Raw genomic sequence first — 13,435 nt, 5'->3', positions numbered from 1 at the left:
GCATAAAAAAGCCAGCTGAAATATTTTTCAGCTGGCTAGAATAAAGTTTCAATCGATCAATTTAACAAAGGTAACGAATACCTGTCTGAAAAGACAAAGGAAGTTCTCACCCCGTTAGCTATTGGCAATTTACCCTATCAACCCAATGATAGTTCAGCCATCACACTTTTTATATCATGAGATTGTTTTAAGTCATTCACTAATGCTTTAGACGCTAGCGACAAGTCATGTTGCTCATTGGTGGTTAGATAAAAATGGGTCGAGTAAGCGAGTTCTTCCACCACTGGCACTTTGGCCATCATTCCTTTTTGCAGCCAAATATCAGCATAATGATCGGGCAAATACCCCATAAATCGACCGGATAAAATCAAATGGGCAGTGGCTTCCATGTTTGGCGCATAAGCTGTGCAGCATGATGCCATCACCTCGCTCATTGGCGTAATATGATGAGCGAGACCTCGTTCAACTAACGCGTTATTTTGGATATCTTTTAGGCTTGCAGGTCGGTTAATATCAAGGATGGCATGTTGCGGCACACAGTATAAACTTTGTTTCTCTTCAAAGAGATAATGATAATCTAATCCACTTTTTTTAACTTCTGACGAGGTGATACCAATATCAAACTTATCTTCTAACAGCCCTTTTTCAATCTGGTAAGAATCTGCGATCGCACAGTCAATCCGTACTTGCGGGTGCTTATCAACAAAGGATGCTATCGCGGCTGGTATAAAGCAATCAGGATTGGTCACTAAGTTATCCACCATGCCGAATTGAATATTACCACATGAGATACTGCGGATATTATCGATCTGCTTTTGAAAGACATCAATCTGACCAAACAACTGTCGACTCATCTCATACACTTTCAGACCGTCAGGCGTTAATTTGAAACCACTTCGCCCTCGATGACATAAGGTCATCCCTAGCCGTGTTTCCAAATCATTCATCTTCTTACTGATACTTGATTGATGCATATTCAATTGATATTGCGCAGCGGAAAAGCCATCACTTTCAACAATGATCAGAAAAAGTTGCAATAACCTAATATCTATATCGTCGATTTTTTTCATTATAATTATTCACTCACATTGACTTAGTTGAGTTACACCACCTAAATCAAATCATCCAAACCAAACTGCCTGTTCAAGAATGAGCGTTATTATAATTAGTTCGATAAATTATAATGCGAAGCGAGTAAAGCTTTTATTATCTAGGCCATTACTCACTTCAATAATGTTTATTTGCTTTTAAAACATTGAATAAGATCACAGTAATATTTACATATCACGACGAATACCACGGCCATGCGATGATAATAAATCTAATTCAGGCCCTAACGGAATAATACGAGTCGGGTTTATTGTGCTGTGGCTAGCATAGTAATGACGCTTAATATGGTAAAAATCGACGGTCTCCGCTATCTGAGCATATTGATACAACTCTTTCACATAGCCAGATAAGTGCGCATAATCCTCAATCCGTTGGCGATTACACTTAAAATGTCCCACATATACGGCATCAAAACGAATCAAGGTGGTGAAGAGTCGCCAATCGGCCTCTGTAATGCTGTCACCCGCCAGATAACGGTGGGTCGATAGATGATGGTCGACACGGTCTAACGCAGTAAATAAGCCATCAAAAGCCTCTTCGTATGCCGCTTGTGTCGTGGCAAAGCCACAGCGGTAAACCCCATTATTTATGGCGGGATAGATAAAGTCATTCCACTTATCAACCTCTGTCGCTAAATGGTACGGATAATAATCGTCATGGTTACCCGTTAATGCATCGAACGCTTGATTGAACATTCGGATGATCTCTGAAGATTCATTACTGACAATTGTTTGAGTCTGTTTATCCCACAGTACAGGCACCGTTACCCTTCCCGTGTAATCGGGCTTGGCTTTGCTATACAGCTGATGCAGATACATTAGGCCATAATTCGGTTCGGGCTCATCAAACACCCAACCTTCCGTTAGCATATTTGGACTCACTACAGTAACGCCTATGTGTTCCTCTAGTTGCTTAAGCTGCCTGAAAATCAAAGCTCGATGCGCCCATGGACAAGCCAGCGAAACATACAGATGGTAACGGCCAGACTCTGCCTGAAAGCCGTGCTGCCCTTGTGGCCCCGGTTCACCATCAGCCGTCACCCAATCACGAAAACCGGCATCTTCTCGTACAAATTTGCCATCGCTTTCTTTGGTGTCATACCAAATATCATGCCAGACGCCATTCACCAACTTCCCCATTTGATTCATCCTTTCTACAGTAGAGATGATTCAAGTATAGAAAGTCAGAGCTATGAAGTCGGCAGCACAATTTAAACCAAGATCATCAATAATTTTGATGAAAAACCAAGCAGAACAATTCGGGCGCAGCGATACCTACTACGAATAAAGCACTCACAAAACAAGCAATGTAGCGCAATTTTTTAATATCCCTATTTTGACTCGGTGGTAAATCTATAAAGGTCTGATACCATCGGAAGATAACACTCGTTTAGTCGAGTCTGTCGATTTAGCTGGATAGGAAAAACAATGAAAGTCATCTCGTTCAACATTAATGGTTTACGCGCACGCCTTCATCAATTACAAGCCTTGATTGAAAAGCATCAACCTGATGTGATTGGTTTACAAGAAATCAAAGTACACGATGAAGCCTTTCCTCTCGCAGATGTTGAAGCTATGGGTTACAAGGTTTACCACCATGGTCAGAAAGCCCATTACGGTGTAGCTATGCTATGTAAGCAAGAGCCTATCTCGGTGCAAAAAGGCTTTCCAACTGACGATGAAGACGCACAACGCCGCATGATCATGGCGACGTTTGAACAAGAAGATGGTAAGAAAGTCACGGTACTCAATGGTTATTTTCCGCAAGGTGAAAACGTTAGCCATGAAACAAAATTCCCAGCAAAAGAAAAATTCTACGCTGACTTAATGCACTACCTTAACGATCACCACACCAATGAAGAAGAAGTGATTGTGATGGGTGATATCAACATTAGCCCAGCCGATAATGATATTGGCATTGGCCCTGCAAACGCGAAACGTTGGTTAAAAACAGGCAAATGTTCTTTCCAGCCGATTGAACGTGAATGGCTAAAAACACTGATGGACTGGGGCTTTGTCGATACTTTCCGTCAACTACACCCAGATACCACCGATAAATACTCATGGTTCGATTACCGTTCAAAAGGTTTTGTTGATAACCGCGGCCTGCGTATTGACGTGATTCTAGCAACACCATCACTGGCCGAGCGCTGTGTAGAAGCAGACGTTGATTACGAATTGCGCGGTATCGAGAAGCCATCTGATCACGCACCAATTTGGTCAACCTTTAGCTGATTATTGACTCAATATAGCTAATACGCGTATGTTCATACTCTTAATCAGGCTTATTGACGGAATAGACAGTCGTAAGCAATAAGCCATCACTAACAAGGAAACGCTATGAAACTGTTCGTTTTTGATCACTGTCCGTTTTGTATTAAAGCGATGATGGTCGCTGGGCTGAAAAAAATCGACCTTGAGATCGTCTACTTACAAAACCACGATATTAATGCACGTATCGAAAAAGTAGGTGAAAACCTCGTGCCTATCCTGCAAAAAGAGGATGGCAGTTTCATGGCGGAAAGTTTAGATATCGTGATCCATCTTGATGCCCTTGATGGCAATCCTTTACTGCTTGCCAATAAGCATAAAGAAGATATTGCACGTTATCTCGAAGCGGCAGGGCCTTTTAGCTCGCGCTTACTGTACCCGCGTTGGTTGATGATTGATTTACCTGAATTCCAATGCCAAGAAGCGAAGGATTGGTTTGTCGCGAAAAAATCAAAGATGATTGAACAAGACTTTGATGATGCCTTTGCCCGAAGCGAAGAATATTTAGATGGCTTAAACCAAGCACTGGCTGAGCATCTAAATTGGGTTCGATTACCGTCTGAGCGTAATAACGAATTAGCGTGCGACGATGTCAATCTGTTCCCATTCTTACGCAACTTAACCGTGGTTAAGGGGGTCGATTTCCCAAGTCATGTCCGCAAGTACATCGATGAAGTGGCCACACTGACTAACATCAACCTCTATGATGATGTGGCAGTCTAGCCTAGGTAGTAGTGACAAACCGAAGACCAATGAACAAATAGTTAGGCACAGACAGAAACAGACAGACAAAAACGGTGAGCACTATGCTCACCGTTTTTATTTTAACGCTCTATTCAAAACGCTATTTCAACACCCTATTCCAAAACCATTTCAGAGCTAAGCCTCGTAACCGTACACGCCATGAACACTCGATACACTCGATACACACGATACTGAACCAAATATGATCCTTACCAAGCGCTACCAAATTGAATATAAGTGGTCCACTCATCTGGACCTTTGGCAACATCAATACCCGCTTTAAAACCTAATTGACGCGCGACTAAGTAACGAAAGCCCCCACCATAGGTTTGATGAATCTTCTCATCCGTATTTTGCGAACTGTTATCTTTCACTTGCCCCGCCCCTGTAAAGCCGAGCAATGTCCAGCGACTGTCCAAGGCATAATTAACCTGCACTTCTGCCAACCCCATTTCATCACCTTGATAGCGCATCGCAGGAATACCTCGCAAATCAATAAACGGCTTGGCATAAAATGGCGCCTCTCCATCTATCGATTTTACATCGGCACGCACTGCTACTGTCCATTGGCCATTAATCGGTTGGTAATGGTTGATATAGGCTTGATACTCGGTGTAATTAAAATCACTGCCGACACGTTTATCATGAAAAGAGGTTTTTATGCCTGCTTTAGTGCCTTCATCTGGGGAGAATTGGTTGTTACGGTTATCGTAAGTGAACTTCAGCGCAATACTGGCATCTTGCCCTTTACCGCTTAACGTGGCGGGTAATACTCCAACGAGTTCTTTAGGCGTAGCAAAGCTTACGTCGGAGCGCATTAAGGTATAATCGGCCCCAAGAAAGAAGTTGGTATCTTGAATGCGCGCATCAATATTTTGAAAGAAATATAAACCGCCAATATCGTAATCGTATGCTTGCGATTGCGCTTCAGGGTAATATTTCAGATTAAATTTTGCGCCAAACAACCCACCTAAGTAACGCACACGGTCATTCATCCAATTGCCTGAATGAAAGACCCCACCCAGCTTACTGCCATTCGATGTGGCTAACCCCACCACTCCAGTCACGCTCGGTGGAATATCCGATACGCTTTCTATATCAGCTTGGCGTTTGGCTTTTTGTTCATCTGTTTCATGGAAAAACAACACTGCAGCACCGCCACCAACACCGACGCTGGGATCTGTCACCAGTAAAGGAACGGGCATAAAACCATGAGCATTGTTTAAGATCCACTGGCTGGCATCCAGGCGACCATCTAATGGATCAATAAAATCCTCAAACCCTGCAAACACTGTCGTACTTGATCCCAGCAATACACATGTCGCGAGTAAATTGATACCGAGTGATAACCTTCTATTGGCTGTCATTTTTTAAAACCTATTTATGCACGCCTGTGCGAGTCAATGTTCCATCCGTTTAAACATTAAAAGGGAGTGTGGGCGCGGCATTATCAGACGCAGCTACTGGCATAATTGCAAACTAACAATAACGTCGCCCACATATCGTATTGAATCGAGTTATTTCACGTTATCTGTCGTGGTATCTATAGTGACGTTCTCCGTCACCAACTCGCTAGGTATTGAAGCGACAGTTGCAGCCTCGCTAGGTTGGCGATGAAACTTCTCGCGCAACGTCTGGAAAACATAGAAGAACACTGGCACTAATAATGTCCCAATAACCGTAGCTGTCAGCATGCCACCGAAAGCAGCAAAACCGATGGCCTTTTGCGCTTGTGCCCCTGCCGAGTTAGCAATCATCAGCGGTGCGACACCAAGAATGAAGGAGAACGCCGTCATCAATAGCGCACGGAAACGTAATTTTGCAGCCGTAATCGCGGCATCAAACACGCTATATCCTCGTTCCTCTCTCAATAATTTGGCAAATTCAACAATCAAGATGGCATTTCGACTCGCCATTCCTATCAGCAAAATCATCGCAATTTGGGTATACAGGTTGATGTCACCACCAGTCAGTTTCACCGCAGCAAAAATACCGATAAGCGCACTTGGCACCGTCAGTAATATCGATACTGGTGTTAACCAAGATTCGTACTGTGCTACCAAGAATAGGTAGGTAAAAATTAATGCTAAGCTAAAAGCTATCACTGTCGCATTACCGGCTTTATTCTGCTCAAGTGTTAAGCCTGTCCATTCGAAGTTGTAGCCTTGAGGTAACTCGCTAAGCACAGCTTCCATCGCTTTAATCGCATCGCCACTGGTGACACCCGCCGCGGGTACCCCGTTAATCACCGCAGAGCCCGACACGTTATAGCGCAGTAAACTAGTCGGCTTATACACAATAGACGCTTCCACCAAATTACTGACACGAATAGCCTCACCACTCGCACTGCGAACATAGAGACCAGAAAGATCATCTGCCGACTGACGGCTGTCTGCTCGCGCTTGCAGCATGACCTGATAATTACGGCTGTCTAAGGTGTAGTCATTGATATAAACCCCACCAAAGTGGCTGTTAATAGTATTGACGATGTCACCAAAATCGACACCCATTAAACTGGCGCGTTCTTCATCAATATCAAGGTATAGGTTAGGTGTTGTAACACTAAAGGTTGAAAATGCAGCGGCAATTTCTGGCTTTTCAGATGCTTTAGCGAGAGTTTCTTGAAGGACTCGGTTTAGTTCTTCTGGGCCTTTACCACCATCATCTTTTAGCACCACTTCAAAACCATTCACCATACCAAGGGCTGGTATCGCTGGCATCGAGAATGCAAAGCCGCCCCCATCAGGTAAAGCATCAATCGCCGCTTGGACTTTTGCTAAAACCGCATCTTGATGTAGCTCGGCCGTTTTACGCTGATCCCAGTGTTTTAAGCTCACCACCACCATACCCACGCTGGAGTTGGTCGAGCTATTTAATAAATCATAACCAGGTACTGTCATCACCAAATCCACCGCAGGATCTTGCTGAATTTGTGCCGCCAATAGGTTCATCTCTTCACGAGTACGCTGCAATGATGCCCCTTCAGGCAATTGCACCGTGGCAAAGAACGCCCCTTGGTCTTCATCGGGCAAGAAGCCTGACGGTAATGTTTTACCTAAGAAGGTTAGGCCCGCAAGCATGAGCGCAAAAATACCAGCACTAACGACTAACTTGCGGATCAAAAAACTCACGGTTGAAGAAAAGCCCGCCGTCAGACGATCAAAGCCACGGTTAAATCCTTGTAGAAACGCAGGTGGCTTCATGCCTCGGTGCATTAATAGCACACACAAAGCCGGCGTCAGTGTCAGCGCGACTATGGTTGAAATAACAACCGAGATACTGATCGCAATACCGAACTCGCTATACAAAATACCAGTCATACCCGGCATGGCTAAGGTGGGACCAAAGACGGCCAACAACACCGCGGCCGATGCGACACAAGGCCCCGTCACTTCTGCCATGGCATCGATAACACATTCTTTTACAGGCTTATCACTTTCATGCAGCAGACGCTCGACGTTTTCAATCACCACAATGGCTGCATCAACCACCACACCAATTGCCAGTACTAAGCCGAATAAGCTAATGGTATTAATGGTGCTACCTAGCATATCCATCACAGCAAAGGTGCCGATTAAGCTCACTGGGATGGCAATAGCGGGGATTAAAGTCGCCTGCCAAGTTTGTAAGAAAACATAGGTGACTAAAGTAACTAACAGCACCGCAATGATCAGGGTTTCGTAGACGTTATACAGACTCACATCGATAAAAAGTGTCGAATCATATGGCGTCGCCCATGTCATATCATCAGGAAAGCTTTGCTCAAACTCAGTCATGGTCTCTTTGACAAGACGCGCGACTTCCATCGCATTCGCTGATGGGTCTTGATAAACCGCTAAGCCAATAGAATCGGCATTATTGATGTAAGCATCAGCCATATATTGGTTGGCGCCTAACTCGATATCAGCGACATCTTTAAGATGAATAATTGTGCCGTCGGCATCGGTACGCAGGCGAATATCACCAAATTCTTTTTCCCCTGCAAGACGCCCTCGAACGTTCACCGTGTACTGCCACGCATTATTGCCTACCACGGGCTCAGCGCCGACAGTACCTGCCGCACGAACGGCATTTTGATCGACAACAGCAGCAATCACTTCACTTGGCGTAATGTCTAACGCATCTAGGCGCTCAGGCTTAACCCAAATACGCATCGCATATTCTTTTTCACCCAAGAGCTCAACTTTACTGACACCACCTAAGCGCGCTAAACGCTCTTTAACATTTGATGAAGCATAGTTCGATAATGTTAAGCCATCATGAGTACCATTCGGCGATTGCAACGTTAAAATCATCAGCATACTAGGGCTAACTTTTTCAACAAAAACACCACCACGTTTGACCTCATCAGGCAGCAGTGGCATAGCAGCATTCACGCGATTCTGCACTAAGGTCGCGGCGCGATCAGCATCAAAACCAACTTCAAAAGTAATATCTAAACTGTAGCTACCATCGTTTGAACTGTTAGAACGCATGTATTGCATGCCCTCCACCCCATTGACCTGTTTTTCAATCACAGAGGCTACGGTGTCATTTACTACCTGTGCATTCGCACCACGGTAGTTAGTAAAGACATTGACGGAAGGTGGAGCGACATCTGGGTACTGACCCACAGGCATATTAATAATGCTTAACACCCCCATTAAGGTCATTAATATAGACAGTACAATCGCGAATTTAGGACGTTCAATAAAAAACTTAACCATGATTTAACCCTCGATATCGACGGCCATCCCAGGCGCAAGTTTTTGTACTCCTTCAACAATCACGATCTCGTTAGCAACAAGACCTTTGGTGATCGCAACTTGGTCACCTTCGAACGGTTGCGTTTCAACAGTTCGACGGGCAACAACCCCCTCTTCAACTAAATATACGAACTGACCCGTAGGATCTGCCGTCACACTTTTCTCTGGTAATAAGGTGCCGTTAATACTACTGCGAAGCGTTAATTTGGCGTATTGCCCAGCAAACACAGAGTCATCGTTATCAAATAAAAACCCAACCTGTAAGCTACCTGTTTTGCTGTTTACCGTATTATCGACATACTCTAATCGACCTTGGTTGTCGTAATAGCGGCCATCGACAAAATTCAAATGCACCGAGTAATCAATGTCGCTATGACGATAGTCATCCACAGTTTTAAGTACGGTTTCTTCATCAATACTGACTTTGATTTTCACTTTGCTGTCATCAACAACATTCACCAGCAGTTCACCGTCTTGTATCAAATCACCCGGCGACCAATCGGTTTGACCAATGCGCCCCGTAATGGGTGAGAAGATCTCTGTGCGCGACAAGATAATTTGGGCGTGTTTAATTTCATGTTCAACCGCTGCAAGCTCCGCTTTGGCAAGTTTTAACTCTGTTTCATTCGCTTCAAGCTGTTGCTGACTAATGGCTTGCCCCATTTTTTTTGCGCGTTGGTAGTTCTTTTGTGCCGACATAGATCGTGCGGTGATACGGGCTTTTTCAGCATCAAGTTTTAATAGCGCTAATTTAAACTCTTGGTTATCTAGCCGAAAAAGAAGATCTCCTTTTTTTACCTCTTGCCCTGGCACAAAGTGTTTTTCAAGAATAGTGGCTGACACTCTCGCTTTAAGATCAACCGATTCCATCGGCTCTAAATAGCCAGGGTAAGAACGATCAATGTTGATATTTTCGATATAGGTTAATTGCGTTTTCACTTTAGGCAGAGGGATATCCACCACCACAGCTTCTGCCAGTTGCTCTTGGCAACCCACTAAAATCAAAGGAAAAGTGAAAGGAAGTAGTACAGTGCGTATGTTCATATTGCCACCTTAGTCATGGGAAATGAGTTCATCACTGCCTTTATAAGTCGCTGACTTTATTGGTTTTATGGGACTTCACTGCCACTACATTTGCCGCAGTACAAGGATGGACTCGTGACGCATAGTAAGAAAGTGCCTGTACTATGAGAAATAAGGACAGTTAAGGCTCACTTACAGGCCCTAAGCCATCCTGAAATAACCATTTGATAAACAATAAAAAAGGCTGAACCTCGTGAAAGGTTCAGCCTTAGATGTATTGCAATAGTTGTGATCAACTCAATGGTTTTAAATGACGTAACCAACGCCCTTCTAATCGTCTAAAGCCCCAGATAATCACAAAGGTCAGCGCCATATAGCACATACCCGCAAATAAGAAGGATTCAAACGGCGCGTAATAACGTGAATTAACAATACGTGCCGCACCCGTTAAATCAACAATAGTCACAATCCCTGCTACCGCAGAGCCGTGCACCATGAAGATAACTTCATTGCTGTATGCAGGTAATGCGCGGCGTAGCGCACTCGGTAAAATGACACGGCGAAAGGCTTGTAATGTACTCATGCCATACGCTTTTGCCGCTTCCACTTCACCTTGCGGAATACCATTGATAGCACCACGAATAATCTCGGCAGTATAAGCCGCGGTATTGAGCACAAATGCCACCAGCGCACAAAACCAAGCTTCTTGCCATAGCGTCCCCTGCACTTGAATGAGCTGGCTTAAGCCGTAATAAATCAAGTAGAGCTGAATCAATAATGGCGTGCCACGAAAGAAATATATAAAACCCCAAGCAGGCAGTGATAACCAATAATGCTTGCTATTACGTGCCACACCAATCGGAATAGCGACCACTAATCCAACCACTAACGCCACAGCCACCATCCATAAGGTGGTATAAAAGCCTTCGAGGTAAATCGGCCAGCTTTCAGTAAGAATACTAAAGTCCATCACTTACCTCGTATGTATGCTGAATCTACGTTCTGCCCACTTCAGTGCAGAAGTTGAGAGCGTCGTAAATAATAAGAAGATAACCGCAATCGTCATATAAAACGTGAAGGGCATTTGGGTTGTACCCGCGGCAAGGGAGCCTTTACGCACCATATCATCAAGCCCGATGATCGAAACCAGTGCTGTGGTTTTTAATAACACTAGCCAGTTATTACCAAATCCCGGTAATGCATGGCGGATCATTTGCGGAAAAAGAACACGTCGAAAAGCCAATACGCCACTCATGCCGTATGCCTTAGCGGCTTCAAGCTCACCTTTATCTACGGCCATGATCGCACCACGAAAGGTTTCAGCCATGTAAGCGCCAAAGATAAAACCAATCGTCAGGATACCCGCAACAAAAGGGCTGATTTCGATGTAATCAGGTAGGTATTGTGCCCATTCGTGATTCGGATCAGACGAGGTGAAATAGTTGTTTAACCATTCATTGATATTATATAGGCTGTCATTCAGCAGCATTTGACCGCCGAAGAAAATCAGCATCATCAACACCAAATCAGGTATCCCGCGGATCACCGTGGTATATACCGTCGCTATTGCACGCGCCCAACGATAAGGTGAGAGTTTTGCTAATGCCCCAAGCATCCCTAATATAGCGGCAAGCAGTAAAGACAGTAGCGCCACCTGCAATGTGACCCATGCGCCTTCCACCAGCGACCATTCATAGCCTTTTAAATCTAACAATTGGGTACTCCTTTACACACCAATAGCAGTGTTAAAACACCAATGAAGTGAGACTAGTTCTCCAGAGCTATCATGTTCCCTGATAATCTAAAAACGAGCCTAAAGAGAAGAAGACATAAACTGGCTATGCCCTCTCCCTTGCTATCAAATACTGTTTAGCCTTATTTACCGTACACGTCGTAGGCGAAGTATTTCGCTGCAATCTCTTGATAAATACCTTTCTCACGTAAAGACAAGATTGCGGCATCTAGCTTTTGAGTTAAGTCTTTGTCTTGCTTACGTAGTGCAATACCAAAACCATCTCCAAACCACTTTGGATCCGTTAGCGACGGACCGATAAAGTCATAAGCATCACCACCCGCTTTATTCAGCAACCCTTCTTCAAGCGCAGAAGCATCACCTAAAATTGTTGCAATACGGCCAGCTTTTAAATCGAGGTACGCATCATCAAATGAACCGTAACGAACGATTTCAACCGAGCTGAAATTATCTGTCAGGTATTTATCATGGGTTGTTGCACGCTGTACCCCCACTTTAACGCCATCTAGGCCCGCTTCGGTAAAGTCAATTTGAGTGCCTTTTTTCGCAACAAATTTGTTAGGAATAAGGGCATATTTACCCGTGAAATCGATCTTCTTCTTACGTTCTTCGGTGATAGACATTGCAGCAATGATGGCGTCATATTTACGAGCAAGCAGTGATGGAATAATGCCATCCCAATCTTGAGCGACGATCTTGCACTTCGCTTTCAGCTCTTTACACAGCGCATTCGCCATGTCGACATCAAAACCTTTTAGTTCACCATTTGGCTCAGTCCAGCTAAATGGAGGGTAAGCTCCCTCGATACCAAAGCGGATTTGCTTCCACTCTTTTGCCTGTACTGATGTTGCGCCTAATGCTGAAACCATTGCTGCAGCTAAAATCCATTTTTTCATTGTCTATCTCCTGTTGTGTTACGTTGTAAAAACACCTATACCCCAAACAACGGTGATTTTACGACGCTAAAACGGCTACACGCCTTCGGTGTCTCGCACCGTTTTTTATTAATATATCGATGATATAAATTGTTTAAGTCGTTCAGATTCTGGATTTGTGAATAATTTTTCTGGGTGACCTTGCTCTTCCACCAACCCTTGATGAAGAAACATCACTTGATTAGACACATCACGTGCAAATGCCATTTCGTGGGTAACCACTAACATGGTGCGCCCTTCCTGCGCCAAATCTTGCATGACGCCTAACACTTCCCCGACTAATTCTGGATCAAGTGCGGATGTTGGCTCATCGAATAACATCACTTCAGGATCAACCGCTAATGCGCGTGCAATCGCAGCACGCTGCTGTTGCCCACCAGAAAGATGCCCAGGATAGTAATGGCGTCGCTCATACAAGCCCACTTTCTTCAGTAACGCTTCACCTTTTTCAATTGCTTCCGCTTTAGGTACACCAAGGACATGAATAGGCGCTTCAATGACATTGCCAAGCACTGTCATGTGCGACCATAAATTGAAGCCTTGGAAAACCATGGCTAGACGAGAGCGTATACGCTGAACTTGCTTTTCATCGGTAGGAAGGAACTCACCACGGCGATTGGTGGACATTTTAATTTGCTCGCCATTCACCCAAATTTCACCTTGCGTCGGCGTTTCCAGTAAATTAATACAGCGCAGGAAAGTACTCTTCCCTGAACCAGAAGAGCCAATAATCGATACCACATCACCACCATTAGCAGTGAGAGATATGCCTTTTAAGACTTCATTTTGACCAAATGACTTGTGTAATTCTTTGACTTCAAGCGCTACTGCATCCGTCATGCGCTCTTACTCCTT

At 44.3% G+C, this 13,435-nt stretch carries 11 protein-coding genes; 2 read left to right on the top strand and 9 right to left on the bottom strand.

Annotated features, from left to right (window positions below):
- Window positions 1-137: 137 nt before the first annotated feature.
- Together ASV53_RS06160 and ASV53_RS06155 are read right to left on the bottom strand one after the other, a co-directional pair.
- Window positions 138-1,070 carry a LysR family transcriptional regulator gene (locus ASV53_RS06160; protein WP_094956462.1) on the bottom strand — a complete coding sequence of 311 codons (933 nt, stop codon included), beginning with the start codon at window positions 1,068-1,070 and terminating at the stop codon, window positions 138-140.
- A 207-nt stretch (window positions 1,071-1,277) separates the two neighbouring features.
- On the bottom strand, window positions 1,278-2,249 hold the full coding sequence (locus ASV53_RS06155) for a glutathione S-transferase family protein (protein ID WP_094956461.1): 972 nt from the start codon (window positions 2,247-2,249) through the stop codon (window positions 1,278-1,280).
- Window positions 2,250-2,537: 288 nt separating this feature from the next.
- On the opposite strand from ASV53_RS06155, the gene xthA reads away from it, so the two are divergent.
- Both xthA and grxB read left to right on the top strand, forming a co-directional pair.
- Window positions 2,538-3,344 (top strand): exodeoxyribonuclease III, encoded by an 807-nt coding sequence (gene xthA / locus ASV53_RS06150; protein ID WP_062688011.1) that lies wholly within the window; start codon window positions 2,538-2,540, stop codon window positions 3,342-3,344.
- A gap of 105 nt (window positions 3,345-3,449) precedes the next feature.
- Window positions 3,450-4,103, top strand: a complete 654-nt coding sequence (gene grxB / locus ASV53_RS06145) for a glutaredoxin 2 (protein ID WP_062688010.1) — start codon at window positions 3,450-3,452, stop codon at window positions 4,101-4,103.
- 230 nt (window positions 4,104-4,333) lie between these two features.
- Here grxB and ASV53_RS06140 read toward each other — a convergent pair whose 3' ends face one another.
- The 7 genes from ASV53_RS06140 to ASV53_RS06110 form a co-directional block, all read right to left on the bottom strand.
- Window positions 4,334-5,491 carry a BamA/TamA family outer membrane protein gene (locus ASV53_RS06140; RefSeq protein ID WP_094956460.1) on the bottom strand — a complete coding sequence of 386 codons (1,158 nt, stop codon included), beginning with the start codon at window positions 5,489-5,491 and terminating at the stop codon, window positions 4,334-4,336.
- 150 nt (window positions 5,492-5,641) lie between these two features.
- The gene (locus ASV53_RS06135) at window positions 5,642-8,830 is read right to left on the bottom strand and encodes an efflux RND transporter permease subunit (protein WP_094956459.1); all 3,189 of its coding nucleotides are present in this window, start codon (window positions 8,828-8,830) and stop codon (window positions 5,642-5,644) included.
- Window positions 8,831-8,833: 3 nt separating this feature from the next.
- A complete protein-coding gene (locus tag ASV53_RS06130; RefSeq protein ID WP_094956458.1) occupies window positions 8,834-9,913 on the bottom strand; it encodes an efflux RND transporter periplasmic adaptor subunit in 1,080 nt (359 codons plus the stop codon).
- Window positions 9,914-10,184: 271 nt separating this feature from the next.
- Window positions 10,185-10,862 carry an ABC transporter permease gene (locus ASV53_RS06125; RefSeq protein WP_094956457.1) on the bottom strand — a complete coding sequence of 226 codons (678 nt, stop codon included), beginning with the start codon at window positions 10,860-10,862 and terminating at the stop codon, window positions 10,185-10,187.
- Between the two features lie 3 nt (window positions 10,863-10,865).
- Window positions 10,866-11,606, bottom strand: a complete 741-nt coding sequence (locus ASV53_RS06120) for an ABC transporter permease (protein WP_094956456.1) — start codon at window positions 11,604-11,606, stop codon at window positions 10,866-10,868.
- Between the two features lie 161 nt (window positions 11,607-11,767).
- Entirely contained in the window at window positions 11,768-12,541 is a 774-nt protein-coding gene (locus tag ASV53_RS06115; protein ID WP_094956455.1) for an ABC transporter substrate-binding protein, read from the bottom strand.
- Between the two features lie 108 nt (window positions 12,542-12,649).
- The gene (locus ASV53_RS06110; protein ID WP_094956454.1) at window positions 12,650-13,420 is read right to left on the bottom strand and encodes an ABC transporter ATP-binding protein; all 771 of its coding nucleotides are present in this window, start codon (window positions 13,418-13,420) and stop codon (window positions 12,650-12,652) included.
- Between the last annotated feature and the right edge of the window lie 15 nt (window positions 13,421-13,435).

Origin of the sequence: Photobacterium sanguinicancri (genome assembly GCF_002265265.1) — a bacterium.
GTDB lineage: Bacteria > Pseudomonadota > Gammaproteobacteria > Enterobacterales > Vibrionaceae > Photobacterium > Photobacterium sanguinicancri.
This window is presented reverse-complemented; position numbering and strand designations above follow the sequence as displayed.

What these genes read in the sequence shown, in the direction of transcription:
- ASV53_RS06115 (WP_094956455.1), bottom strand. Translation starts at nt 12,541, where the DNA reads ATGAAAAAATGGATTTTAGCTGCAGCAATGGTTTCAGCATTAGGCGCA.
- grxB (WP_062688010.1), top strand. Translation starts at nt 3,450, where the DNA reads ATGAAACTGTTCGTTTTTGATCACTGTCCGTTTTGTATTAAAGCGATG.
- ASV53_RS06160 (WP_094956462.1), bottom strand. Translation starts at nt 1,070, where the DNA reads ATGAAAAAAATCGACGATATAGATATTAGGTTATTGCAACTTTTTCTG.
- ASV53_RS06130 (WP_094956458.1), bottom strand. Translation starts at nt 9,913, where the DNA reads ATGAACATACGCACTGTACTACTTCCTTTCACTTTTCCTTTGATTTTA.
- ASV53_RS06155 (WP_094956461.1), bottom strand. Translation starts at nt 2,249, where the DNA reads ATGGGGAAGTTGGTGAATGGCGTCTGGCATGATATTTGGTATGACACC.
- xthA (WP_062688011.1), top strand. Translation starts at nt 2,538, where the DNA reads ATGAAAGTCATCTCGTTCAACATTAATGGTTTACGCGCACGCCTTCAT.
- ASV53_RS06140 (WP_094956460.1), bottom strand. Translation starts at nt 5,491, where the DNA reads ATGACAGCCAATAGAAGGTTATCACTCGGTATCAATTTACTCGCGACA.
- ASV53_RS06125 (WP_094956457.1), bottom strand. Translation starts at nt 10,862, where the DNA reads ATGGACTTTAGTATTCTTACTGAAAGCTGGCCGATTTACCTCGAAGGC.
- ASV53_RS06110 (WP_094956454.1), bottom strand. Translation starts at nt 13,420, where the DNA reads ATGACGGATGCAGTAGCGCTTGAAGTCAAAGAATTACACAAGTCATTT.
- ASV53_RS06135 (WP_094956459.1), bottom strand. Translation starts at nt 8,830, where the DNA reads ATGGTTAAGTTTTTTATTGAACGTCCTAAATTCGCGATTGTACTGTCT.